25 protein-coding genes are annotated in these 24,122 nt (G+C 71.4%); 8 read left to right on the top strand and 17 right to left on the bottom strand.

Annotation, left to right across the window (positions count from 1 at the left end):
• The first annotated feature begins 173 nt into the window (after positions 1-173).
• The gene (locus AB0H37_RS39560; protein WP_360617770.1) at positions 174-1,121 is read left to right on the top strand and encodes an FAD:protein FMN transferase; all 948 of its coding nucleotides are present in this window, start codon (positions 174-176) and stop codon (positions 1,119-1,121) included.
• Here AB0H37_RS39560 and AB0H37_RS39555 read toward each other — a convergent pair.
• The 3 genes from AB0H37_RS39555 to AB0H37_RS39545 all read right to left on the bottom strand — a co-directional run bounded on the left by AB0H37_RS39555 (position 1,061) and on the right by AB0H37_RS39545 (position 6,196).
• Entirely contained in the window at positions 1,061-3,130 is a 2,070-nt protein-coding gene (locus AB0H37_RS39555) for an AAA family ATPase (RefSeq protein ID WP_360617768.1), read from the bottom strand. The two genes, AB0H37_RS39560 and AB0H37_RS39555, sit on opposite strands and share 61 nt — an antisense overlap.
• The gene (locus AB0H37_RS39550) at positions 3,123-5,390 is read right to left on the bottom strand and encodes a LuxR C-terminal-related transcriptional regulator (RefSeq protein ID WP_360617767.1); all 2,268 of its coding nucleotides are present in this window, start codon (positions 5,388-5,390) and stop codon (positions 3,123-3,125) included. Before AB0H37_RS39550 ends, AB0H37_RS39555 begins: the two co-directional genes overlap by 8 nt.
• A gap of 209 nt (positions 5,391-5,599) precedes the next feature.
• Positions 5,600-6,196: a TetR/AcrR family transcriptional regulator gene (locus AB0H37_RS39545; protein WP_329096249.1), complete on the bottom strand. Its 597-nt coding sequence runs from the start codon at positions 6,194-6,196 to the stop codon at positions 5,600-5,602.
• A gap of 103 nt (positions 6,197-6,299) precedes the next feature.
• On the opposite strand from AB0H37_RS39545, the gene ppk2 reads away from it, so the two are divergent.
• Positions 6,300-7,103, top strand: coding sequence for a polyphosphate kinase 2 (gene ppk2, locus AB0H37_RS39540; protein ID WP_179832041.1), 804 nt, complete (start codon positions 6,300-6,302; stop codon positions 7,101-7,103).
• 49 nt (positions 7,104-7,152) lie between these two features.
• Positions 7,153-7,911, top strand: a complete 759-nt coding sequence (locus tag AB0H37_RS39535) for a TIGR02206 family membrane protein (protein WP_360617765.1) — start codon at positions 7,153-7,155, stop codon at positions 7,909-7,911.
• Here AB0H37_RS39535 and AB0H37_RS39530 read toward each other — a convergent pair.
• The 6 genes from AB0H37_RS39530 to AB0H37_RS39505 all read right to left on the bottom strand — a co-directional run bounded on the left by AB0H37_RS39530 (position 7,899) and on the right by AB0H37_RS39505 (position 13,243).
• Positions 7,899-8,429 carry a dihydrofolate reductase family protein gene (locus tag AB0H37_RS39530; RefSeq protein ID WP_360617764.1) on the bottom strand — a complete coding sequence of 177 codons (531 nt, stop codon included), beginning with the start codon at positions 8,427-8,429 and terminating at the stop codon, positions 7,899-7,901. The genes AB0H37_RS39535 and AB0H37_RS39530 overlap by 13 nt on opposite strands.
• Before the next feature lie 59 nt (positions 8,430-8,488).
• Entirely contained in the window at positions 8,489-8,710 is a 222-nt protein-coding gene (locus tag AB0H37_RS39525) for a hypothetical protein (RefSeq protein WP_179832038.1), read from the bottom strand.
• Positions 8,711-8,815: 105 nt separating this feature from the next.
• On the bottom strand, positions 8,816-9,481 hold the full coding sequence (locus AB0H37_RS39520; protein ID WP_179832037.1) for a response regulator transcription factor: 666 nt from the start codon (positions 9,479-9,481) through the stop codon (positions 8,816-8,818).
• A 131-nt stretch (positions 9,482-9,612) separates the two neighbouring features.
• Complete coding sequence (locus AB0H37_RS39515) at positions 9,613-11,172, bottom strand: carboxylesterase family protein (RefSeq protein WP_360617762.1); 1,560 nt, start codon at positions 11,170-11,172, stop codon at positions 9,613-9,615.
• A 263-nt stretch (positions 11,173-11,435) separates the two neighbouring features.
• A complete protein-coding gene (locus tag AB0H37_RS39510; RefSeq protein WP_179832035.1) occupies positions 11,436-12,038 on the bottom strand; it encodes a response regulator transcription factor in 603 nt (200 codons plus the stop codon).
• Positions 12,035-13,243 (bottom strand): histidine kinase, encoded by a 1,209-nt coding sequence (locus AB0H37_RS39505; RefSeq protein WP_360617759.1) that lies wholly within the window; start codon positions 13,241-13,243, stop codon positions 12,035-12,037. Before AB0H37_RS39505 ends, AB0H37_RS39510 begins: the two co-directional genes overlap by 4 nt.
• 111 nt (positions 13,244-13,354) lie before the next feature.
• Between AB0H37_RS39505 and AB0H37_RS39500 the strand changes: the two genes are divergently transcribed.
• Positions 13,355-13,930, top strand: coding sequence for a hypothetical protein (locus AB0H37_RS39500; RefSeq protein ID WP_360617758.1), 576 nt, complete (start codon positions 13,355-13,357; stop codon positions 13,928-13,930).
• A gap of 31 nt (positions 13,931-13,961) precedes the next feature.
• Here AB0H37_RS39500 and AB0H37_RS39495 read toward each other — a convergent pair whose 3' ends face one another.
• Complete coding sequence (locus AB0H37_RS39495; protein ID WP_360617757.1) at positions 13,962-14,981, bottom strand: winged helix-turn-helix domain-containing protein; 1,020 nt, start codon at positions 14,979-14,981, stop codon at positions 13,962-13,964.
• Positions 14,982-15,165: 184 nt separating this feature from the next.
• Between AB0H37_RS39495 and AB0H37_RS39490 the strand changes: the two genes are divergently transcribed.
• Positions 15,166-15,501 carry a hypothetical protein gene (locus AB0H37_RS39490; RefSeq protein WP_179832031.1) on the top strand — a complete coding sequence of 112 codons (336 nt, stop codon included), beginning with the start codon at positions 15,166-15,168 and terminating at the stop codon, positions 15,499-15,501.
• A 76-nt stretch (positions 15,502-15,577) separates the two neighbouring features.
• Here AB0H37_RS39490 and AB0H37_RS39485 read toward each other — a convergent pair whose 3' ends face one another.
• Genes AB0H37_RS39485 through AB0H37_RS39475 form a run of 3 tightly spaced genes read right to left on the bottom strand, consistent with a single transcriptional unit; the run spans position 15,578 to position 17,412 of the window.
• Positions 15,578-15,901 (bottom strand): hypothetical protein, encoded by a 324-nt coding sequence (locus AB0H37_RS39485; RefSeq protein ID WP_329096265.1) that lies wholly within the window; start codon positions 15,899-15,901, stop codon positions 15,578-15,580.
• Between the two features lie 10 nt (positions 15,902-15,911).
• Entirely contained in the window at positions 15,912-16,529 is a 618-nt protein-coding gene (locus AB0H37_RS39480; protein WP_360617756.1) for a bile acid:sodium symporter, read from the bottom strand.
• A gap of 16 nt (positions 16,530-16,545) precedes the next feature.
• On the bottom strand, positions 16,546-17,412 hold the full coding sequence (locus AB0H37_RS39475; RefSeq protein WP_329096270.1) for an isocitrate lyase/PEP mutase family protein: 867 nt from the start codon (positions 17,410-17,412) through the stop codon (positions 16,546-16,548).
• 616 nt (positions 17,413-18,028) lie between these two features.
• On the opposite strand from AB0H37_RS39475, the gene AB0H37_RS39470 reads away from it, so the two are divergent.
• The 3 genes from AB0H37_RS39470 to AB0H37_RS39460 all read left to right on the top strand — a co-directional run bounded on the left by AB0H37_RS39470 (position 18,029) and on the right by AB0H37_RS39460 (position 20,420).
• On the top strand, positions 18,029-18,751 hold the full coding sequence (locus AB0H37_RS39470; protein ID WP_360617755.1) for a trypsin-like serine protease: 723 nt from the start codon (positions 18,029-18,031) through the stop codon (positions 18,749-18,751).
• A gap of 32 nt (positions 18,752-18,783) precedes the next feature.
• Positions 18,784-19,341: a snapalysin family zinc-dependent metalloprotease gene (locus tag AB0H37_RS39465; protein WP_329096273.1), complete on the top strand. Its 558-nt coding sequence runs from the start codon at positions 18,784-18,786 to the stop codon at positions 19,339-19,341.
• A 230-nt stretch (positions 19,342-19,571) separates the two neighbouring features.
• A complete protein-coding gene (locus tag AB0H37_RS39460; protein ID WP_360617754.1) occupies positions 19,572-20,420 on the top strand; it encodes a class II glutamine amidotransferase in 849 nt (282 codons plus the stop codon).
• 31 nt (positions 20,421-20,451) lie between these two features.
• Here the strand turns inward: AB0H37_RS39460 and AB0H37_RS39455 are convergent, their stop codons facing one another.
• The 4 genes from AB0H37_RS39455 to AB0H37_RS39440 all read right to left on the bottom strand — a co-directional run bounded on the left by AB0H37_RS39455 (position 20,452) and on the right by AB0H37_RS39440 (position 24,005).
• Positions 20,452-21,333, bottom strand: a complete 882-nt coding sequence (locus AB0H37_RS39455; RefSeq protein ID WP_360617753.1) for a diacylglycerol kinase family protein — start codon at positions 21,331-21,333, stop codon at positions 20,452-20,454.
• Positions 21,334-21,469: 136 nt separating this feature from the next.
• Positions 21,470-22,021: a hypothetical protein gene (locus AB0H37_RS39450; protein WP_360617752.1), complete on the bottom strand. Its 552-nt coding sequence runs from the start codon at positions 22,019-22,021 to the stop codon at positions 21,470-21,472.
• Positions 22,022-22,145: 124 nt separating this feature from the next.
• Positions 22,146-22,922 carry a class I SAM-dependent methyltransferase gene (locus AB0H37_RS39445; protein WP_179832023.1) on the bottom strand — a complete coding sequence of 259 codons (777 nt, stop codon included), beginning with the start codon at positions 22,920-22,922 and terminating at the stop codon, positions 22,146-22,148.
• Between the two features lie 99 nt (positions 22,923-23,021).
• On the bottom strand, positions 23,022-24,005 hold the full coding sequence (locus AB0H37_RS39440) for a sigma-70 family RNA polymerase sigma factor (protein ID WP_329096283.1): 984 nt from the start codon (positions 24,003-24,005) through the stop codon (positions 23,022-23,024).
• Between the last annotated feature and the right edge of the window lie 117 nt (positions 24,006-24,122).

The raw sequence follows: 24,122 nt of genomic DNA, 5'->3' as shown, positions 1-24,122 counted from the left end.
GCAGCTCCCGCGCCGAGGAGAGCGATCCAGGCGCCGGTACCGGCCGCTCCGCCCGCGGGCGCACGCACCCGATCACGCACCGCGCCCGCCCGCCGCGACGACCCTGGCGGACGGGGAGGCCCGGTACCGGGGGTCACGATCTTCGGCTTCCCGATCCCGGTTGGAGCGGTTCGATGACCTACAGCTCGGAAGAGTTCCCCCTCTGGGGCGGTGTGGCCACCGTGATGGTGGAGAAACCCGACCGTCTCGGCGTCGCCCGGCGAGCGGTCGACCATGTGATCGATGACATCGACGCCGCGTGCAGCGCCCTTCGCGACGGTTCCGATCTGGCACGGGTCAACGCCGCCGCCGGCCGTCCGGTACGGGTGGGCGCCACCTTCGTGGCGGTGTTGTGGACGGCCCTGCACGCCGGCGAGCTGACCGGCGGTCTCTTCGATCCTCTCGTCGGCGCCGACGACGCCGACGACGCCGCGATCGTGATCGACGATCCGCCCGGAACGGTCACGATTCCCGCCGGAACGGCCCTGGACCTGTGGAGCATGGCGGTGGCGTTCGCCGCCGACCGGGCCGCCGAGTCCGCCGCCGGACAAGCCGGGTGCGGAGTCTGCGTCTGTCTCCCCGGCAGCGTCGCCACCGCGGGGCCGGTCCCGGATCCGGGGTGGCCGGTCCACGTGATCAGCGGCCGCGGCCGTGGGCCCCGCGGCGAGCCGTGCCACGCGGAGAAGATCATGTTGCGGTCGCCGGGGCTGGCCATCTCCTGCCCGCCCGCGCCGGGCCGCACGGCGGCGCGCCCACGGGGAGGCGCGGTCGCCGCCGATATGCGGCCGCTCGTGCGCGGGCAGCGGCCCTGGCGCACGATCTCGGTCATCGGCATGGGCTGCGTCGCCGCCAAGGCCGCCAGCATCGCCGCGCTCGCGTCCGGAAACGCCGCTGCCACCTGGCTGGGGTCCCGGGAGTTGCGAGCCCGGATGACGGACGCCGACGGCCACGTGACCACCGTCGGACGGTGGCCCGCCGTCTGCGTCTCCCGGCCCGTCACGCTGACGCGCGAACCGGGCGTTCAGCCGCTGATCGCGTACGCGACCGCGCCGTCCAGGGTCAGCTTCGCACCCGAGTCATAGGCCGCGTCGAACACCCGCCCCCCGAGCCCGCGGCGGGCCCGGGCCGCGCAGTCCCGGTGGCTGTGCCTGAAGACCTGCAGTCCGAGAGGCGGGATGTCGAAGGCCCGCAGGAGCCGGTTCGCCGCGCCGAGCAGCCGGGCCGCCCGGTCGTGATCTCCCTGCGCGCAGGCCGTCCAGGCAAGGGACTCCAGGCACTGGCTGAGTCCCCACCGGTCGCCGATCTCGGTCAGCAGACCGGCCGCCCGGCGCATCCTGGCCGCGGTCAGGCTCGGGTCCTCCTGCCACCAGGCCGCGTACGCCAAGGTGATCAAGGCGTACGCCTCGAAGATCGACGCGTGGTGGGCCTCCGCCAGGGCGAGGAGTTCCTCCCCCAGGGCCGCCCCCTGCCCCGGGCTCTGGGCGGCCATGCCGAACGAGGCGGCGTAGTAGAGGTTCACGGCGACGGCATGCAGGTCGCTCCTGGCGCGGTGGCGGGCCCGCGCGTCCTGGAGCAGCGCGAACCCGTGAACGGTGTCACCGCCGGCCAGCACCGCGATCCCGCGTGCCTCAAGACCGAAGGCGAGCGCCTTCTCGTCTCCGCTGCTCCTGGCGGCGGCGCCGCACTCGTCCGCACGCCGTCCGGCCGTGTCGAGATCGTGCTGGTAGGCGGCGAACAGCGCGTCGGCCCACAGCGCCTTGACGCGGCCGTCGTCGGTCGGATGTGACAGTTCGAGCGAGCGCTCCAGCCAGTGGCGGCCCTCCTGGACGGCACCCGCGAGCAGCCACGCCGACCACAGGCTGACCGCGATCCGCAGTCCGGAGGGGACACTGTCCTCCCGCAGGCACAGATCCAGTGCCAGACGCAGGTTGGGCATCTCCGCCAGCGTCGCCCGGTAGCGATCGAACTCGTCGGGCACCAGCAGATCGATCCGGTTCCGCTCGGCCAGCCGCCGGTAGTGGTCGCGGTACCGGCGGTGCAGTTCCGGCTCGTCCTCGTACGCCAGCCGCTCGCGCCCGTAGGCGCGAACGCTCTCCAGCATGCGGTAGCGGCTGCGGAGACCGCCGCGCTCAGTGATCAGTATGGACTTGTCGATCAGCCCTGAGATCAGGTCGAGGACGTCCTCGGACTCGATCCCGTCGCCCGAACAGACCGCTTCGGCGTCCTCGAGGTCCGCCCCGCCGGGGAACACCGACAGCCTCGCCCACAACCGTCGCTCGCCGGGCGTGCACAGACCGAAGCTCCAGTCGAGGGTCGCGTACAGGGTCCGGTGCCGTGGCAGGACCGTGCCGTCGGGGCCCGCGAGCCGGTCGAAGCGCCGATCGAGCTCCGCCGCCAGTTCCGCCAGCGGTATCGTGCGCAACCGCGCGGCGGCGAGTTCGATGGCCAGGGGGAGCCCGTCCAGGCGCCTGCACAGCCGGGCGAGCGCGGGCGCGGTCTCCGCGTCCAGCGTGAACCCCGGCCGCGCCCGGGCCGCCCGTTCGGCGAACAGGTGCACCGCATCGCTGTGCGTGATGTCCTGGACGGCGGCGCCGACCGGCGGCACCGCCAGCGGCGGCACCACCAGCACTTGTTCGCCGTCCACTCCCAGTGCCTGCCGGCTGGTGGCGAGGATGCGCAGCCGGGGCGCACCGCCGAGCAGCCTGGCGGCCAGTTCGGCGCACTCCGGGAGCAGGTGCTCGCAGTTGTCCAGGACGAGAATCAGACGTTTGTCGGCCAGATGGTCCACCAGGGCCGGAAGGGACCGCCGGCTGTTGCCGCGCAGTCCCAGAGCGGCCGCCACCGTCGTCTCCAGCAGCTGGACGTCCTGCATCGTGGCCAGATCCACGATCTCGACCCCGGCCGAGAACCAGCTCCGCAGGTCGGACGCCGCCCGGCGCGCCAGCCGGGACTTGCCGACCCCGCCGGCGCCGGTCAGGGTCATCAGCCGCGTTCTGCGCAGCAGGTACCGCACCTCCGCGATCTCCTGGACGCGGCCGACGAAGGCGGAACGCTCCCAAGCCCTGTCCGGCACGATCTCCCGTTCACCCATGGCGCCTCGTCACCCGGGGGGCCTGCGCGCCGGCCGCCCGTTCGTGATCGTTGAGCCAACCGGCGATCTGGACCCGGGAGTGGAAACCGAGCTTGTTCATGATGTGCTCGATGTGCCCCTCCACCGTGCGCTGGGAGATCACCAGATCGGCGGCGATCCTCCTGTTGCTCGCCCCCTGCGCCACCAGCTGCGCGATCTGCGTCTCCCGAGGTGTCAGGGGGGACGGCACGTCGAGGTCGCGGTCCCCCGTGTCCGCGGGCGGGGTCTCCTCCAGCGCGTAGGCGAGCCCGTCCTCGGCGGACATGCCGGCTCCGCGCTCGGTCTCCGACCGGAGGGCGGACGAGCCGAGCGCCCGGCGCGTGTCGTCCTCGCACGCGTCGTGGTACCGCACCAGGTGCCCGTACCCGGACAGGACCGCGCCCACCGCCTTCCACACGGCCCCGGCGATCCCGAGCAGCCGGGCCGCCCGCGTGAACTGCCTCTCGGTGGCGGCGACCCAGGCCAGCACCTCCAGGTTGACCCCGATGCCGAGAGGGTCGTCGAGCGAACGGTTGAACCGCAGGCTCTCCCGCTCCATCGCGGCGGCGCGCGCCGCATCGCCCTTCCGCCACACCTCCACGCCCAGGGCCATCATCGCGTACGCCCTGTGCCACCCTTCCCCGTGCGCCTCGCACACCGCGATGCCCCGTTCGCCGAGGGAGACGGCGCGTGTCGAGTCGCCCAGGAAGGAGTGCGCGAGCGAAAGTCTGATCAGCGCCAGCGCGTGGCCCACCGGGTCCCCGGTGGCGGTGTGGCGCTCCACCGCCTCCTCGTAGAGGCCGATCGCGGTGTCGGCGTCCTGCCGGTACATGGCGATCATCCCGGAGTACAGGGCGACATAGCCCAGGATCTCCTCGCGTCCCCGCCGCTCCCCGATGGCCCGGCTCTCCTTCAGCATCGCGGCGGCGTCGTCCAGGTCGCCCTGAATTATCGCCAACCAGCTGTTGGACCACAGCGCCCTGGCACGGATCTCGCTCTCCCCGGAGTCCAGGGCGAGCGCCCGGTCCATCCAGCGGCGTCCCTCGGCCAGGTAGAAACTGGTGATCCAGTGGTAGAGCAGGTCGGCGGCCATCCCCAGGCCGACCTGGATCTCGGCCGGGTCGGCGAGGCAGCTCTCCAGCGCGGTGCGCAGGTTGGCGTGCTCAAGCTGGAGCCTGCCGAGCCAGGCGATCTGGTCGGGGCCGAACAGCCGGGCGCGGGCCTCGGCGGCCATTCCCCGGTAGTAGTCGCGACACGCGCGCCGGATCCGCGGCGCCTGCCCGGATTCGGCGAGCCGCTCGCGGCCGTACTGCCGGATGCTCTCCAGCAACCGGTACCTGACCACGCCCACGTGATCCTCACGGCTCAGGATCGACTTCTCCATCAGGGCGGCGATCAGGTCGACGATCTCCGCGCGGTGGATCCCGTCCCCCGAGCACACCTCCTCGGCCGCCTCCAGATCACAGCCGCCGGTGAAGACCGACATCCGGGCCCACAGCACGCGTTCCTGCTCGGTGCACAGCAGGTGGCTCCAGTCGATCAGCGCGCGCAGCGTCTGGTGCCGCGGCAGCACCGCGCGCGAGCCCCCGGTGAGCAACCGGAAACGATCGCCGAGCCGTTCCAGCAACTGCTCCACCGACAGCGCCCGGAGCCGCACGGCCGCCAGCTCGATGGCCAGGGGGAGCCCGTCCAGCCGCCGGCAGACGCTCTCCACGGTGGCCCGGTTGGCGTCGGTGACGGCGAACTCGGGGACCACCGAGCGGGCGCGGTCGGCGAACAGCTGCACCGCTTCCGGCATCGGCCGCGTCCCGGCCGTCCCGTGTGCGTCGAGGGAGCTCAGCGACAGGGGCGGGACCGGGAACGTCCGTTCGCCCGCGATCCCCAGCACGTGCCGGCTCGTGGCCAGTATCCGCAGTCGCGAAGCCGAGCGCAGCAGCGTCTCGGCCAGCACCGCGCACTCCTGTTGGAGGTGCTCGCAATTGTCCAGCACCAGCAGCGCGTGCTCGTCCCTCAGGCGTTCGACCAAGACGTCCATCGGCGGGCGATGGGAGTGATCCCTGATCTCCAACGCCTCCATGATCGACGCGATCAGCAACTCCGGCCTCTCCACCTCGGCGAGTTCGACCATCCACACGCCGTCCGGGAACGCCCGCCGGAGCACGGTCGCCATCCGCGTGGCCAGCCGCGTCTTGCCGACCCCGCCGACTCCCGTCAGGGTCACCATCCGCGATTCCGACAGCATGCTTCTGGCCTCCGCCAGCTCCTGCCGCCGGCCCACGAAACTCGTCGTGTCCGCGGGCAGCCGCGACGATCGACGTCCGCCTGCCGCGTTCGATGCCGCTGAAGCCATCACCGCCCCACACGGCGCATTTAGCACCTGTTACGCACCCGAATACCTCCAATCTAGGCACGCCGCTCACCGATCCATCGCCATGAGCTGGTCAAAAGGTCCTAGGCAGGAGTGGGAGCCGTCAGGCGGTCCATGAGCTGGTGCATGCAGGAGCGGAACCAGGCAAGGGCCGCCGGGTCCATGGCGCTCACCATCCCGTGGCCGCGGGCGAACACACCGGAACTGATGAAGCCGTACACGCACCAGACCATGGGGGACAGGACGAAGTAGGGGTCGATCTCGGGTGGGACCGCATCGCGGATTCTGCGGGTGCACATCCGGAGGAGGGGACGCTGGTAGCGGTCCTCCAGATCGCGGATGTCGAGGGCGTCGGCTCCCCACCGGTGCATCCACACCGCATGGATGAGCGGGTGAGAGACGTGGTAGTCCAGGTAGGCGTCCAGGATCTGGTGAAGGGCGGCGCGAGGGGAATCGGTCGTGTCGACCGCCTTCCGGAGCGTCTCGTACTCGTCCTCGTGAGCGCGTTCCATGATGTCCAGGTAGAGCTCGCGCTTGCCGCCGACCAGGTCGGTGAGCCGTGCGGCCGGTACGCCCGCGGCGTCCGCGATGAGGCGCAGATCCGTCTCGTCGTACCCCAGCGCGGCGAAGAGCCTGGTGGCCGCCTCGATGATCCGGCCACGCGCCGCAGCATCGTCCATGCCCTCACGCTACGGCGGGCCGCGCGACGCCCTTCTACCCTGGAGGTAAAGGAACCGGAACGGGACCGAGCACGGCGCGCCCGCCCTGGGTAAGGGTCTCCCCATGAGCAAGGTCAAGCGGCTGCCCCGGCGCGTGTACGAGCCGGAGCTGGCCCGCCTCCAGTCGGACCTGGTGAATCTCCAGGAGTGGGTGCGCAGCGAGGGCGCCCGCGTCGTCGTGGTCTTCGAGGGACGGGACGCGGCCGGCAAGGGCAGCACGATCAAGCGGGTCACCGAGCACCTCAATCCCCGCGTCGCCCGGATCGTCGCGCTGCCCGTCCCGACCGACCGCGAGCGCACCCAGTGGTACTTCCAGCGCTACGTCGAGCATCTGCCCGCCGCCGGGGAGATCGCCCTGTTCGACCGTTCCTGGTACAACCGGGCGGGCGTCGAGCGCGTCATGGGCTTCTGCTCCAAGCAGGAGTACACGCGCTTCCTCCACCAGTGCCCCATCTTCGAGCGGCTGCTGGTCGAGGACGGGCTCCTCCTGCGCAAGTACTGGTTCTCCGTGAGCGACGCCGAGCAGGAGCGCCGCTTCCGCAGCCGCCTGGCCGACCCGATGAGACGGTGGAAGCTGTCGCCGATGGACCTGGAGTCCATCACCCGCTGGGAGGACTACTCCCGTGCCAAGGACGAGATGTTCGTGCACACCGACATTCCCGAGGCGCCCTGGTATGTCGTGGACGGCGACGACAAGCGGCGCGCACGGATCAACATGATCGCCCACCTGCTGTCGACGATCCCCTACCGCACGGTGGAGCCGCCGCGGCTGCCGCTCCCCGAGCGGCCGCCCCCCAAGGGCTACGAGCGGCCGCCGCGCGACATGCAGACCTACGTCCCCGACCACTCCGCCTCCCTCCTCCGATGACGGCGGTCCGCATGCCCCGAGCCGCCGCCGGTCCGGTTAGCGTCGCCGCATGCCGCTGACCGTCGCCGGCCGCTTCGCCGCGTACGGGCCCTCGCACTGGGCGGCGCTCGGGCTGTTCGCGATCGGCTGCGCCGGCCTCGTGCTCGTCGGCCGCGCCCAGCGGGCGGAGACGGAGCCGGGCGCGGGGTTCGGCGGCCGGGCGCGGGGCTTCGGCAAGGCGTACGCGCTGGCGATCGTGTACGTGATGATCGGCACGCAGGTCCACACGCTGCTCCCCGGGGAGTGGCGGATCGGCGGTTCGCTGCCTCTCCAGCTGTGCGACGTGGCCTGGCTGACCTCGGTCGGCGCTCTGTGGACGCTCGGCCGGCGATGGTTCGCGCTGACGTACTACTGGGGCCTCACCCTGTCGGTCCAGGGCCTGCTCACCCCTGCGCTCAACGGCGCGGACTACCCCGGCATCGACTATTTGGGCTTCTTCGGGATGCACCTGATGATCGTGTGGTCCGCGGTGTACCTGACCTGGGGGCTCGGGATGCGGCCAGGCTGGGGCGACTACGGGTTCGCGGTCGCCGTCACCGTGGCCTGGGCCGTCGGCACGTTCGTCTTCAACCTGGGCGCGGGGACGAACTACGGGTACCTCAATGAGAAGCCCGGCACCGGTTCCGTCCTGGACCTGATGGGTCCCTGGCCCTGGTACGTGCTGGTCGAGGCGCTGGTCATCCTGCTCGGCTGGGCTCTGATCACCTGGCCCTGGACCCGCGGGAGCCGGACGCGCCGATCCCCCGAGGCGTCCCGTCAGCGGCTGTAGTCCAGGAACAGCGTGCCGTTCTTCCCCCGCTCGACCTCGGCCAGCCCCCACGCCTGGACGCCGTCGCCGTCGAACACCCGCCGGCCGTGTCCGACCACCGACGGGGCGACGACCAGCCGCAACTCGTCGACGAGCTGGGCCCGCAGCAGCGAGCGGGCCAGTTCGACGCTGCCGTGGAGGCCGATGTCGCCGCCGGGCTCCTGCTTCATGGCGGTGACGTAGCCGTGGACGTCGGTGGTGACTCGGGTGGTGTTCGCCCATTCCTTGCTGAAGGCGCTGGAGGTGACGACGTGCTTGTGGGTGCCGTTGATGAAGTCGGCGAACGGCTGGAAGTCCGACGCGGGCCAGTGCCCGACCCAGTAGTCGTACGTCCCCCGCCCCAGCAGGACGTCGTCCTGCTTGGCGATGACCCGGCCGAGGTAGTCGACCATCTGGGGACCGTCGTCGGCGAGCCAGTCGCCGTCCTCGTAGGCGACCCCGTCCAGCGACATCAGGTGGTAGAGCACGACCTTGCGCATGTGGTTCCTCCGGTGATCGAGCGTGTGGGACGGCGGACGCGGCGCGGCGGCGGGTGCCGCTACTTCTTGACGGGGTCGGATCCGGCCCGCTTGACGATCTGGTCGCCGGGGCTCACCGACTCCCAGAGGGAGCCTTCGACGCGGACCTTCCTGGTCTTGCCGTCGGTGAAGGTGACCTTGAGGTAGTGGTAGAGGTTCGACCCGTCCGGCATGTTGCGGGACTTGCCGGCGACGACGCCTTCCCACGCCTCGTCCTTGTGCACCCGCCGTGACCTGAACATAAGCCCGCCTGCCCTTGGTGATGACGTTCTCACTTGCTGTGATCAGGTTAGGGCGCCGTGATCCCGCGGGGCCTCGGTCGCTGGAGGGGTCTTGTCGATGCGACTTCAGGGTGAGGGGCGGGGGCGGACGATACCGAGGTCGTAGGCCATCACGACGGCGTGGACGCGGTCGCGGGCGCCGAGCTTGCGCAGGACGGAGGAGACGTGGGTCTTCACGGTCGCCTCGGCGAGGGACAGATATCCGGCGATCTCGGCGTTGGAGGCGGCCCGGGCGACCAGCGTGAGCACCTCCACCTCGCGGTCCGTCAGTTCGGCCAGCCGTCCGGGCCGGACGGGTTCGGTCGGCTGGACGGCCACGAACCGGTCGAGGAGCCGGCGCGTCACGGTCGGCGCGAGCAGCGCCTCGCCCCGGGAGACCACCCTGACGGCGTCGGCCAGTTCCGGCGGGCGCACGTCCTTGAGCAGGAAGCCGCTCGCCCCTGCCCGCAGCGCGGCGTAGAGCGGCTCGTCCAGGTCGAACGTGGTCAGGATGATGACCTTGGGCGGGTCCGCGGCGGCGGTGATCTGCCGGGTGGCGGCGATGCCGTCGGTTCCGGGCATCCGCACGTCCATCAGGACGACGTCGGGGCGCAGCCGGGCGGCCTCCCGGACGGCCTGCTCGCCGTCGCCCGCCTCGCCGACGACCTCCAGATCCTCACGGGCATCGATGATCATGCAGAATCCGGCCCGGACCAGGTCCTGGTCGTCGGCGACGAGCACCTTGATCGTCATGGAGGCTCCCTCGGGGGCGGCCGGGCACGGCCCCGGACCCCCGGCCGGGTCGGGTCCCGCCGCCGGCGGCCCGCCCATCATCGCAGCGCGCCCGCGCGCCCCGGCGATGTCCCGCGAGAGGAGCGCCGCGGTCACCGGGTCGTCGTCTCCCAGAACCCGCAGCCGTGCTCCGCCGCGGCGTCGACGGTACGGATCGCACCCGGCGCGAGGCTCAGCGGCGCGGTGCCGGGCCGCCAGCGCGGTGCGCCCCGGTGGTTCGGGTCGCCGGAGCGGGCGAAGGTGCCCCAGTAGCCGACCATGGTCCGGGCCAGTCCCTTGCGGTCCCGGTTCACCAGCAGGTCCCTGCCTCCCAGGTCGAAGAGGTACGGCAGGTCGGTGGCGTGGGCGGCGCCTTGCGGGACGTCGGGCACATGCAGGCCGTTGACGTTGGGCGCGTTCTCGTCGGCGAACTCGTAGGAGTACACGGTCGTGCGCGCGGCGAGGTCCCGGGCGCCGGCCAGGGTGGAGCAGGCCCAGGACGCGTCGGTCAGGACCGTCGCCCAGGCCAGCCCGGCGGACGGGTACCGCGACAGCGGGTACCGGGCGGCGACCTTGCGCGCGTCGGCCCCGAACGCCTGCTCCAGCAGCCGGGGATAGGTCGTGGACGTGATCAGCTTCGGGTCGTACCGGATCGCGCCGGCGACGAAGGAGCGGGCCTCGTCGTGAGTCCCGCCGATGAGCACCGGAACGTGGGCGAACGCGCCCGCCCGCAGCGCCGTCGCCGGATCCCGCGGCAGCAGCTCGGTCCCGTAGGCGAGGTGGTCGGAGAAGGACGGCGAGTGCGGAAGGAGTTCGGCGTTGGTCTTGCCCCGCAGGCATGCCAGCGCGTCCTTGCCGGTACAGCCCAGCTCCTCGGCGGCGGCCAAGCCGTCGTCCTGCCCCTGGGCGACGGGGACGTAGGGCCGGTCGGCGGGCGCCCCGGGGAACAGGCCGCCGGCGGGCCAGCGCAGCCCGCACGACCCCGACGAGATGATCGCCTTGCTGATGAGCCCCTCGGCCTCGGGCGAGGTGAGCAGCGCGCAGGCCGACATCGCCCCCGCCGACTGGCCGAACACGGTGACGTTGCGCGGGTCCCCGCCGAACGCCGAGGCGTTGCGCCGCGCCCACCGCAGCGCCGCGATCTGGTCGGCGAATCCGAAGTCGCCCGAACCCGCGAGCCCGGGGAGCCCCAGGTAGCCGTATATCCCGAGCCGGTAGTTCACCGTGACGACCACGGCCTTGCCCTCGGTCGCCAGCCGGACGGCGTCGTAGTCCTTCCCGCTCCCCTGCGTGAAGCCGCCGCCGTGCCACCACACCATCACCGGCAGGGCACCGTGCTGTTCGCGCGGGGCGGTGACGTTGACGTAGAGGCAGTCCTCGCTGGGCGGCTTCTCGGTCTCCGGCGACGAGTCCTGCATGCAGTCGTTCCCCGGCCGTCCGGCGTCCCTGACACCGCTCCAGGGACGCGGATTGCGCGGCAGCGTCCAGCGGCGGGCACCGGTGGGCGGCTCGGCGTAGGGGATGCCAAGGAACTGCCGAGACTTCCCCTTCACGACGCCCCGCACGCTCCCGGAATCCACGCGCACGGTCAGCGGCGCTTGCGCGGGTTCATGCGCCGAACGGCACGCCATCAGCGCCCCCGTGGCCGAGACCGCCGCGAGCACCGTGGACACGCTTCGGACACCAGGGGACACGCTTGTGAGACCCGCCATCATCACGACCACCCGTCTGATCACGTCCGCCGTCCGGCGGCACCGGTTCGAGAGCAAGGACGGGATGACCCGCCGATTCGACGCTAGGGAACCCGGCGCCCCGTGGCCTCAGCCTGACGTTCGGTCTTGGACCCGCGACTTCGGACGGAGCGGCGGGCCCATCCCCGCCCACAGACGTAGGTGCGGCCCTGGACGTCCCGACCGTCCCGGCGAACGGGCTCGCGTCAGATCCAGCCTTGTTGCCAGGCTCGGTGGGCGGCGGCGTGGCGGGTGGGGGCCTGGAGTTTGGTCATGGCGGTGGAGAGGTAGTTGCGGACCGTGCCGGGGGCCAGGTGGACCTGGGCGGCGATCTCGTTGACCGAGGCTCCGGTGCGGGCGGCGCGCAGCACCTCCAGTTCGCGGTCGGTGAGGGGGCAGGCGTCCTCGGTGAGGGCGGCCGCGGCGATGTCGGGGTCGACGTAGCGGCGGCCGGCGGCGACGTCGCGGATGATCTCGGCGAGCCTGGACGCGGAGGTCGTCTTCGGGACGAAGCCGCGGACGCCGGCGGCCAGGGCGCGGCGCAGGACGGCGGGACGGGCGTGCCGGGTGACCAGGACGATCTCGGTCGGCAGTGCGGCCCTGATCTCCTCGGCGGCGCGCAGGCCGTCGGCGGGGGGCATCTCCAGGTCCAGGACCGCGATGTCCGGAACGTGCTCGCGGGCCAGGCGGACCGCGTCGGTGGAGGTGGACGCCTCGGCGACCACCGCGAGGTCGTCCTCCAGCGCGAGGAGGGACGCCAGGGCACTGCGGAGCAGGTCCTCGTCGTCGGCGATCAGGAGTCGGATCATCGGCCCTCGCCGTTCCCGGCGGGCAGGGACGCCGTGAGTTCGAAGCGGTCGGCGTCGCGGGTCCAGGTGAGGTCGCCGCCCGCGGCCCTCAGACGTTCGGCGAGGGCGTTCAGGCCGGTGCCGGGGGCGGCGCCCGGCTCGGACGCGCCGTCGTTGCCCACCCGGAGGCGGGCGACGCCGCCGGTGACGCGGTAGTCGACGGACGCGCGGTTCGCCCGGCTGTGGCGGAGGAGGTTGGTGGTCGCCTCCCTCATCACCAGGCCCAGGAGGTGGCGGGCGGTGTCGCCGACAGCGGCGGGCTCCGCGGTCGTGCGGGCGTCGATGCCGGCGGAGGCGAGGATCCGGGTGGCGTTGGCGATCTCGTCGTCCAGGCTGGTGCGGCGGTAGCCGAGGACCACCGCGCGGGTGTCGCGGAGTGCGTCGGCGGCCAGTTGCCGGACGTCCCGCATCTCGGTGGCGGCCCGCGGCGGGTCGGTCTCGGCGAGCCGGGCGGCCAGTTCGCTCTTCAGGGCGATGACCTGCAGGTGGTGGCCCTGGATGTCGTGCAGGTCGGCGGCGAACCGGAGGCGCTCGTCCTTGACGGCGAGTTCGGCCGACAGGCGGCGCGCCTCGTCCAGCCGTCCCGCGATGTCCCAGGCCCACAGGGGGCCGAGCATGGCCCAGACGACGAACGCGGTGATCCCGGGCGGGAACAGCGCGGCGTACGCCAGGTCGCCGTCCCCGCTCAGGAGGCTGACGGCGCCGCCGGGCAGCGCCGCGGCGAGGACCGCGCCGGCGATCAGCCGGCGGCGGTGCCGGCGGTCGAGGTAGGTCGCGGCGACCGCCGTCATGATCGCGGGTGCGATCGGCCACAGCCCGTAGTTGCGCACGGCGAGGGGGCAGACGGCGAGCACGAGCGCGGCCAGCGCCCCGGCGGCCGGCCCGCCCGCGGGCGGACGGGGCCGCGCACCGGCCGACAGCCGCGCGTTCAGCAGGGCCACGACCGCGGCGACCTCGACCGCCAGCGCGGCGGCGCTGAGGACGCGCGGCTGGATCGGCACGTCGCCGTCCAGGATCCATTCGCCGGTGAAGAGGATCAGGACGCCGACGTTGGTGCCCGGCACCGCCCACCAGGTGTAGCGGCGGAACCCCGCCAGCCCCGTCTCGTCGGCTCCTGTGCGCACGCCGTCATTGTTCCAGCGGACGGCCTCCCGGGCGGGGGTCATTTGTCCGGTATCCGCATGACAGATGTCATCCGCGCACGTGGTGGTCCGTCACTACCGGGGACCTTCGCGCTGCCCGAGGGTGAGGGCGTCGCCGACCGGAGGAGGAACACCGTGCAAGAACAGGAGATCGCGCACCATGGCCGGGGCCGCGCGCTGCTGCGACGCTGGCCCACGGCGGTGGCCCTGGCCGCCGCGGCGCTCATCGTGGGCGGCGGTCTCGGAGACCTGGACGAGGCGGTGTCCGGGTTCGGCGAGCTGATGCTCCTGCTGCCCCTGGAGTACCTGATCCTCGACCGGATCGGCCGGCGCGGAGCGTCCTGGCCCGTCGTCGGGTCCCTGGTCGTGGCCATCGTCGCGATCGACATTCTGGACGTGGTCCCGCTGTCCGCCGTCATCGTGGCCGCCGCGCTGGTCCTGCTGGTCTGGGGAGTGGTGGCCGGGACGCCGGACGGGCGGGCGATCTTCGGGGCGCAGGCCGCGGGGATGCTCGGGTTCGGTGCGATCGCCCTCGTGGGCCTGGCGGTGGACCCCGACCTCGGCCGCTACCTGGTGGCGGCCGGCTGGCTCCTCCACGGGGTGTGGGACGTCGTCCACCTGAAGCTCGACAAGGTCGTCTCCCGCTCCTACGCCGAAGCCTGCGGCGTGGTGGACGTGGCGGTCGCCGCCATGCTCGTCTTCCTGCTCTGACCGCCACACGGCCCCGCGGAGCCGATCTGGATCAGCACCGGCCCGCGCCCCGGGAACGGAAGGCCGACGAGGACCGGAGGGGGGAGGTGGACGGTGAGGTGACGGTGTCGCCGAGGGGGGTGCGGGTGTAGAAGGTGCGCCCTGCGTGGCGGGCTTCGGTGATGAGGCCGTTGTCCCTGAGCACGGCGGCGTGGCGGGACAGCTGCGAGGCGGAGATCCCGGTGCGCCGCAGGATGGCGGTGGTGGGAGTGCCGAAGGTGACGGTGGCGAGGATCGCCGCGCGGGTGCCGCCGATCAGCTTGGACAGCGCGTCCGGGACGGGGCCGGGCGCGGGGGTGTGGTCGATCGGGTAGACCAGCAGCGGCGGCAGGTCCGTGTCGGCGAACGCCACGGGCGAGCCGGAGCAGAACCATGACGGGATCAGAGTGAGACCCCGGCCGTCCAGATGCACGCTGTGCTTGATCGGGTAGGGGGTTTCCAGCACGCGGTCGCGCGGGTGCCAGATCGCGGCGGGGAACAGGTTCGCGAGCATCGTGTGGACGCCGCGGGTGGCGTGGACGGCGGCGAGCCGGGTGCGTTCGGTGGCGATCCGGTCGGTGATCGCGGGCCAGAGCGGGACGAGTGCGCTGTTGAAGTAGGCGCGCATGGTGTCACCGAGCAGGTGCAACGCGGAAAGGCGGCCCTGGGCGAGTTCGGTGCCCCAACTGGGCGCTCCGCTCCGCGTGGTGAGCCGGTGCAACTCGCTTCCGATCCGGCCGCGAGGAGTGGAGAGGACGGCGTCCAGACCTACCTCGAAGCCGTACATTCCCTCATAGGGCGTTAGGAAGTCCGGAAAGTAGGACGAGGCCGGCACCAAGGGCAGCAAGTGGCGGTGGACGCGCAAGCCGAGACTCTGCCCGGAAAGGGCTGCCAGAGTGTCGGCCCGCCACTGCGCCACATCGGCCGGAGACGCGCCGGGCGCGCTTCCGGGCTGGAGTTGGTGCAGGCTGAGCACCAGTTCCCACTGGAAGTGCGGGTCGGAGCAGACCCGGACGCGCGCCAGATCCTGCATTGTGAAATGTACCGATAACCGTGACATCGTTCCCCCGGTCGCGGTGACCACTCCGGCCAGTATGGTGCGGGCCGGCCTTTTGCGCGAGGATACAAACGGGTGGACCGGCTGACAGTTCTTTGTCCAAGCTGATATGCGTCCGAACCCGGACGATCATTCAGAACACAAAGAGCCAGGAGAGAACATGTCGAATCCGATGACGCGGTTCCGGGCGGCCGGGGTCGTGCTGGCGGCGCTGGCCGGTCTGGGCATCGCGCCCGCGCCGGGGGCGAGCGCCGAGCAGGCGGCGGCGACGGGCTACATGCACCTCTGCCGGAACAACAACGGTACGGCGTGCACCGCCTACTCCCCCGCGGGCGCCTGCCGCCCGATGGCGCCCGCGGTCTTCAAGTCCGCGATCAACGGCTCGAACCAGGGCCAGTACGTCTACCCTTCGCACAATTGCCAGGGTCCGGGCCGGTACCTGCCGCCGAGCGCTCACGTGAACGATTACACGATTCGCAGCTACCGGCACAGCTAGGCCTCCGGTGGGTGGTCCGCGGTGGTGCCGCGGACCACCCACCGTCTCCGGGCCGGCGACGGACGCCGCGATCGGGCTATTCGTCGTCGGATTCCGTGGGGGCCAGGTCGGTGGAGGTGCCGGTGAGGGAACCGTTCGACGAGCCCGGGGACATGCCGCTGGACGCGCCGCTCACCTCGTTGATGATGTCGCTTCCGGGGCTGCCGTCGCCCTTGGCGAAGTTGAGGGAGCGGTCCATCTCCAGCCAGCTGTCGTTTCCGGCGTCGTCGCCGCTGTTGTAGGTGTTCAGGGCGTTCACCCCGATGCTCGGAGGGTTCGTCGCCGAGGCCGAGGCGGTGTGCGCGCCGAAGGAGGCGAACGCGGCGATGGCGAGGAGGGACGCGATGAGGAGGCGGTACATGATGTCCTTTTCAGGCTTTCGCGGGGCTCGGCTCGGGAGCTGCGAAGCGTTGTGCGAGCCAGGAGCACACCAGTAGCTGGAGCTGGTGGTAGAGCATCAGGGGGAGGACGACCGTGCTGACACGGGCGTCCTCGAACAGGACGGTCGCCATGGGCAGGCCGCTCGCCAGGCTCTTCTGGGAACCGCAGAACAGGATCGCGACGTGGTCGGGCCGGGAGAAGGCGCCGAGGCGTGAGACGAGTCCCGTGGCGGCGAGCGCGAGGGCGAGCAGAGCCGCGACGACGAGGGTCAGGGCGCCGAGTTCCGCCGGCGCGAGGTCGTTCCACACACCGTTGACGACGCCTCGGCTGAAGGCCGTGTAGACCACGAGCAGGATCACCGCGCGGTCGTAGCGGGACAGCGCCCGGCGCCGGGCGCGGACCTGGTCGCCGATCCAGCGCTGGGCGACCTGGCGGAGCAGGAAGGGCAGCAGGAGCCGGACCGCGATATCGCGGACGGTGCCGAGCGAGAACCCGCCGTCGCCCGCCGAGAACAGAGAATCGCCGCGATGTAGAGGTCGATGTGCAGCCGCGTCAGCGTCGCGGAGATGGTGCGCATTGGCCCTCTGCTTCTGGTGACGTGCCGCCATCGGCCAGCGGACGGGGTCAGGCGAGAAGGCCCGCCGGCTCCGGATCGGAGTGGTTGCGGCTGATGTTGCGCTCCAGCAGGGCCAGCGACTCCCGGACCCCGACGCTGTTCGCGGTGTGCTCGGGCAGGCGGCCGTCGTCGCGCTTGAGCCGGACGATCGCCTCCTCCATGGCGCTCTGGGCGGCGAACAGGCACGGGGTGCTGTAGATCGCGACCTTCACCCCGAGCTCGGTCAGCTCGGGCAGCGAGATGCGCGGCGACTTCCCGCCCGCGATCTGGTTGAACAGCAGCGGCTTGTCGCCGATCACCGACCGGACCCGGCGGATCTGCTCGACGCTCCGGACGCCGTCGACGAGGACGACGTCCGCGTCGGTCCGCGCCAGCGCCTCGGCGCGGGCCAGGACCTCGTCCTCCTCTCCGGCGTCGGTGCGGGCGACCACGACGAGGTCGCGCCGGGTCCGCAGCACCATGTCGAGCTTGTCGAGGTACTCCTGCAGCGGCAGGATCCGCTTGCCGTCCACGTGCCCGCAGCGCCGCGGCCGCTGCTGGTCCTCCAGGATCACGCCGGACGCGCCGATCAGCTCCAGCTGCTCGATGACGTGGCAGGCGACCTCGGGGTCCACGTAGCCGTCGTCGATGTCCACGAGCAGGTGCCGCCCGGGGAAGGCGAGTCGCAGCCGCTGCACGAACGCGACGATGTCGGGCCAGGCGATGAAGCCGATATCCGGAAGGCCGTAGTGCGACGCCGCGAAGCCGAAGCCGGACACGAAGAGTCCGTTGTAGTGCTGTGCGGCGACGGAGGCGGAGAACATGTCGAAAACCCCGATCAGCGGGGTGGTCCCCTCCGACAGGATCTCGCGTCGCAGCTCTTCTCCGTAGTTCACCTTTCTCTCCTTTCGTCGTGTTGGGCGCGGGCGACTTGTCCGTCTAAGACGGAACGCCACACTTTGTGGCGAGCACACGGCAGTCGGTATTCCGTGTCGTGAATAGTTACCCATGCATCAAGCAAAACGCGGGTAAAGAAAGTCGAGGGAAGAGGTAAAAAGGTAAAGGATTCAGTCCGCTTTGAAGGACATTAGGGGGAATTGCTCTTTTACTCGCCGAAGCCGTTCACGGAAGTGCGCTTGACCGTGCCGGCCCCGTCAAGAACGCCCCGCCGTCCGCCGTCGAGCGGATGCTCCCGGTGAACACCAGGTGAACGCACCGGAACCGACGGATTTCTATGCCCCTCGAAATACACATTGAATATCTAGTGCTTTTCACGTGCTAGAAGGAGGCCGTTTCCCTCAACTACTCTCCCGTAGCTGTGGTCCCCGCGAGAAGGCCAATACGCCGGCGCATGCACAGGAGCATGCGGGTCCGGCTCATGTCGGTCGCCGCCATCTTTCTCGCGAACGCATTTCCCCGCAAGCCCGCCAAGGAATTCATGGCGAGCGCGGCCCGCCGTGCGCGGGACAGGACGGCCCCCGGCGGCATGAACCCCCCGATTGGAGAACCGTCATGCGCAAACTGCTCCAGGCGACGCTGGTCGCGTGCGCCCTCGCGCTCGCGATGTGCGGTGTGACGTCCGCGAACGCCGCCGAGCCCGCCGGTGAGGGCGGGGTGCCGATCATCGGCGGCCACAACGCCACCGAGACGTACTCCTGGATGGTGTCGCTGAGCAACGGCTGCGGCGGCAGCCTGGTCGCCGCCCAGTGGATCGTCACGGCGAACCACTGCGGCGCGGCGTCGCAGGCCCGGATCGGCTCGACGTACAAGAGCTCCGGTGGCGAGGTCCGCCAGATCGACCGGCGCACCACCCGGTCCGGTACCGACCTCACGCTGATGCACCTGTCCACCCCCGCCCAGTCGGCTCCGGTGAAGATGGCGCAGTCCAACCCCGCCGCGGGCACGCCCGTGCGGCTGCTCGGCTTCGGCTGCATGAGCTGGCCCAGCTGCAGGACCGCCTCCGTCCTCCAGGAGATCGACCTGACGATCCTGTCCAGCGGCCGGTGCGCGGCCGGCGGCGGCACCGCGAACGACGTGTGCGTCTCGGGCGACCGGACGCACTCGGCCTGCCACGGTGACTCCGGCGGCCCGGCGGTCGTCGGCACCCGCGGCGACTGGACGCTCGTCGGCGAGACCCACGGCCCCGGCGACAACATGGGCGAGTGCGCCACCACCACGCTCTACACCGGCATCGCGCCGTACCTGTCGTGGATCAACCAGCAGATCGGCCGTTGACCCCGGTCCCCCACCCCCGTAGGAGTTCCCCCATGTCACTTCGCAAGATCATGGCGGCGCTGGCCGTCACGCTCGGGTTGTCCTTCCTGGTGCCCGCGCTGGTCGTCGAGCCGGCGTCGGCCGCGGCCCCGGCCGCGGTCCGCACGATCTACTACGACGCCAGTGCCGCGCAGGAGTTCAGGGCGGCCGTCGACCAGGGCGCCGCCGCCTGGAACGCGGCCGTGCCCGCGATCCAGCTCAGGGCCGCGACCGGTGCGCAGGCCACCGTCAAGGTGTACGCCGACAACGGCTGGCCCCGCACCTACATGAACGGCTTCGGCCGCGCCACCATCTATATGGGACGCGAGGCGGTCAACGACGGCTTCTACCCGCCGAGGATCGCCGCGCACGAACTCGGGCACGCCCTCGGCCTGCCCGACAACCGCAACGGACGCTGTGACTACCTGATGTCCGGCCACAGCTCGCCGACGTCCTGCCAGAGCACCACCCCGCACTCGACCGAGGCGGCCCAGGTCACCCGCAACGCGGGCGGCCTGGTGCCCGCGGCGCTCAGCCGGGAGACCCGGTACGCGGACTGCTTCGTCTTCTGACCGTTCACCTCTCTCCTGACCGCGCCGCACCGCGGGCACACCGGCAGCACGTGCCCGCGGTGCGGCGCGTCCGGCCCTCCCCCGGGCGTCGCGGGCCCGCGGAGTCGTCCCAAGCTGGTGGCGGCGGGCCTCATCGGGTAGGGAGGAACAAAAGGGGAGTTCGGTCCTGGCCGAATCGCGGGGCGGGCTCCCGGTCGTCGCGGGGGCGAGTCGATGCGAGGTGGGTGGCGATGTGCAGGTGGATGGCCTACTCCGGGGATCCCGCCCTGGCGGAGGCCCTGCTCTTCCGGCCGGCTCATTCCCTGATCAACCAGAGCCTGCGCTCCCGGCTGGGAGCGGAGACCACGAACGGGGACGGCTTCGGCATCGGCTGGTTCGGGGAGAGCCGGCTCCCGGTCGTGTACAAGAGCGTCCTTCCCGCCTGGAACGACCCGAACCTGCGCGAGATCAGCCGGGAGATCCGCACGCGGATGCTGTTCGCGCACGTCAGGGCCTCGACCGGCGCCTCGGTGCAGCGCAGCAACTGCCATCCGTTCCGGCACGGGCAGTGGCTGTGGATGCACAACGGGGCCATCGCGGACTACCCCAGGCTGAAGCGGGACGTCATGCTCGCGGTCGACCCGTCGCTTTACCCCGAGATCGAGGGCACGACCGACTCCGAGGCCCTGTTCTACCTGGCGCTCACCTTCGGCCTGATGGAGGATCCGCCGGGCGCCGTCGCCCGCACCATCGGCCTCGTCGAGGACCTCGGGCGGCGCCGCGGAGTGCCCGATCCGCTGCAGATGACGGTGGCCACGAGCGAGGGTGAGTCGATCTGGGTGTTCCGCTACTCCAGTCTGGGACGCACGAGGTCGCTCTTCTACTCCACCGACATCGCCCAACTGCGCGGGCTCTATCCAGGGCTGGACGTCCTCCAGGGGCTCGGGACAGACGCGCGGTTCGTCGTGTCCGAGCCGATCCACCATCTTGAGGGCGCGTGGAGGGAGGTGCCGGAGAGCTCGTACGCGATCGTGCGGCCCGGCACGCACGAGCTGCACCCCCTCGTCCCCGTCCGGACGCGCCAGGAGACCACCGCCTGACCGTTCCGGCGGCGGTTCCGGCGGCGCTCCCTCAGGCGGGCTTGGCCGGGGCGATCAGCCGCCAGGCACGGGGGTGCAGGGTCCAGGTACGGCTGGTGTAGGGGCCCGACACCTCGCCGTCGCTGTTGCTCCGGAACTCCTGTCCGCTGATCGTGACCTTGCGGGCCGTGGTGTGCAGGACGTCGTCCCGGTAGCGGTGGCTGCCGTCGCGCAGGTGCAGGGCGTAGGCGATGCGCGCGACGGGTCCGGTGGCGGCGGAGACGACCAGTTCCAGCTTCCCGTCCCCGGGATGCGCGTCCGCGGCCAGCTGGGCGGAGCCGCCGGCGATGCCGGGCGCGTTGCTGAGCGCGACCATCAGGAACTTGCCCTCGGCGACGAGTTCGCCGTCCGCCTCGACACGCTGCCGCCACCCGGAGTGGCGCAGGCCCGCGATGATCGCGCCCAGCGGGAACGCCGCGACCTTGAGCCTCCTCTTGAACCGCGTCGCGCTCTCCGCCGCCGAGGCGCCGATGCCCACGTGCACGGCGTTCAGCGTGACGCGGTCGTCCTCGTCGACGATCATGTCCAGCTCGCGGTGCCCGCCGTCCAGCAGGAGGCGGACGGCCTCGTCGGGGTCGAGCGGGATGCCGAGGTTGCGGGCGAGGTCGTTTCCGGTGCCCATCGGCAGCAGCCCGACCGTCCGGTCGAGCTCGCCGCGCCGGTGCAGGGTGCGGACCAGGCGGTTGATGGAACCGTCCCCGCCGGCGGCCACGACGACCGCCTTGCGGTCCTGGTCCAGCGCCTCGTCGAGGTCGTCGGGCGCGACGCACGGGCAGACGGTGACCTCCTGCCCGGCGTCCCGGATCAGCGCGGCGACCCGGTCCAAGGTCTGGGCGTCGTGCGTTCCGGCCTTGGCGTTGGTGAAGAGAATCATGGTCCTCAGATCGGCCGTGCGGAGCCTCCGGGGGGCATGGCACGGCGACGGAGGCCTGGGGGGTTCCCACACCGCTTCTGCCTTCCCTCCCGCGTCCGGATGATGCAGGTCGCGGGGTGTCGGACGGGTCACGGCGTCAGGGCGCCGGGGAGTAGCTCTGCAGGTCGCCCTGGCGGGCCTGGACCGGGGCGTTCAGGGACCCGCTGCCCGCGTGCTGGAAACGCAGGGTGAGCGGAACGAGCTCGCCGGACTGCAGCGGCTTCCTGAGCCCGCGCAAGATGATCTTTGGCGCCGGCCCGACCTGGACGTCCCGGCCGGCCGGGAGGGCGATGGTCCCGCCGACGATCTCGGCGGACGCGGCCTGGGGCGAGGAGACCGACGTCAGCGTGTCGGTCCCGGGCCGGGGGGCCGGGCTCCCGGAGGCGTTGAAGCTCTCGACCTCGCTGGGCGAGTTGACCATGGTGAGGTAGACGGGCGCCGACCCGCCCTGCGCGATCGTCCGCCCTTCCTCGCCGCCGAGGACGAAGAGGTTGCGGATGGCGACCTGCCCGATCTGCCCGGCCACCCCGGCCGCGGGCGACACGTCGGTCTCCGTGGGATCGTCGCTGCAACCGGCCAGGAGCGCGCTCGCCAACAGTACCGGCGCGGCCGTGACGAGCGCGGCGCGTGCGGTCCGAGCGAAGTTCATCGTCTCCCCGATCTGACGTCACCCCGACCTGCCGAAGATCCCGCAGGGCGGAGCGGACCAAACCCTCGCGGACGTAAAGCCGCGGGAACCTCCGCACGAGCGGCGCCGCGCCTCCCCGGCCTCCTCACCGGGTGACGCGGATCTTGGATTGGCCGTGCGGGAGCTCTTCCCAGTCGTCCATGAAACGGGCGGTGAAGCCGTGGCTTTCGGCCAGGGACGTCAGGGTCTCGGTGCGGTAGTAGAAGTCCTCGCGCAGCACGTGGTGCTCGGTTCCGTCGGTGCGGTCGAAGGTGAAGTCGAAGAATCCGCCGGGGGCCATGACGCGCCCCACATTCGCGAGGCATTCGTCGATGACCTCCAGCGGCGAGTGGCTGAAAACGCTGTGCGCGTGCACGACCGTGAAGTGCTCCGCCGGGAGGAAGCGCAGTTTCAGGTCGCCGACCAGCGTCAGGTGCGGCAGTTTCTCGCGGAGGTCGTTGCGGACGAGGGTGTGCTGCGCGGCGAGCAGGATGTCGGGCGAGATGTCGATGCCGTAGTAGTTGCCGGCGTCGAGGTGGTCGATGAACCGCCAGCCGGCGCGCAGGTTGCCGCAGCCGATCTCCAGGAGGCGGTCGTCCGGCTTGAGACCGTGCCTGAGCAGGTAGTCGAACTGCATCTGGCCGAGGGCGAGCCAGCGTTCGCGGGTCGGGCTGCCGACGGCGGCCTCCGGGCTCCTGGCCGCGTCCGCCTTCATGACGGCCCGGTAGTAGGCGACGTGGTCACGGCTGGAGACCCGGAATTTCAGATCTCGTGCCACTCGTGACAGATATGTGCCGATCTTTTCCGGGTTCTGCGCGGCATAGCGAAGCCGGTACGCCAGGCTCGCGCGATTCCGGCTGGTGGGCGGCAGTGCTTTCGTCATCGGGCTCGTCCCCCAAAGAGCACCTGCGGTGATGCCCCGTGACCTACCCGTCCGCCGCGTTCCGTAAAAGCGGGGACGCGGCGGACGGGGCGAGCACGATCACACGTGGACCCGCGGAAGGTCGAAGTCATCGAAAAGGGACGGGTCCATAAAACTCGAAATGTGCGCGATTCCGGAATGGGTGGGAGTGATGACCATGATGGAATGCGCGTGCAGAACGCCGTCGTCGCCGCGCAGGTACGCTCCGAAGGCGGGCTGGCCGTTCGCATGGACGGGGACGAGCAGGTTGGGATCCCGGCCGGAGGGCAGCCGGGCGGCGAGCAGCCGGCCGATGGCCTCACGGCCGCTGAACCAGTGCGGAACGGGCGGCATCTCCCAGGCCGCCTGCTCGGTGAGGAGCCGGGTGAGCGCGGGGATGTCGACCGTCTCGAAGGCCCTGGCGAACCGGTCGAGCAGCTCGCGGCGCCCCGGCTCGTCCGGCTCGGTGATCTCGTCGCTGGCGGGGACGAGCCGCTCCAGGCGGGACCGGGCGCGCAGCAGCGTGCTGTTGACCCCCGCACCGGTCATCCCGAGCATTCCGGCGACCTCCGCGGCGGGCCATCCCAGCACGTCCCGCAGGACCAGCACGGCCCGCTGCCTGGCCGGCAGGTACTGCAACGCCGCGATCAACGCCAGCCGCAGCCCGGCCCGCTCGGCGACGACCGTCGCCGGATCCTCCGGCACCCCGCCGACGAGGCGGTCGGGCAGGGGCCCCAGCCAGGGCACCTCCGGGACGCGCGACCCGGGCGGCGGCACGTCGTCGGTCGGCGACGCGAGACCGGACGGCAGCACCCGCCGGCTGCTGTGCTCCAGGGCGTTCAGGCAGGCGTTCGTCGCGATCCGGTACAGCCACGTGCGCAGCGACGCCCGGCCGTCGAAGGTCGCATACGACCGCCACGCGCGCAGGTACACCTCCTGGACCAGGTCCTCGGCGTCGTGGACGGAACCGAGCATCCGGTAGCAGTAGGCCAGCAGCTCCCGCCGGAACGGATCCGTCATCCGCCCGAACTCCTCGGGCCCGGCATCTCTCTCATCGGTCTTCATCAGGACGCACCTCCCCATGTACTGACCGGAGGCCAGGGCCGGACTCGTCGGCTTCCGCCCGCTGAATATCGCCCGCGCGGCCGGTTTGTACAGGCGATGGCGAGCCTCGCCTGACTA

The sequence above is a fragment of the Actinomadura sp. NPDC023710 genome, assembly GCF_040639875.1.
Classification (GTDB): domain Bacteria; phylum Actinomycetota; class Actinomycetes; order Streptosporangiales; family Streptosporangiaceae; genus Spirillospora; species Spirillospora citrea.
The sequence above is the reverse complement of the archived record's forward strand: the minus strand, read 5'-3'. Positions and strand labels throughout refer to the sequence as shown.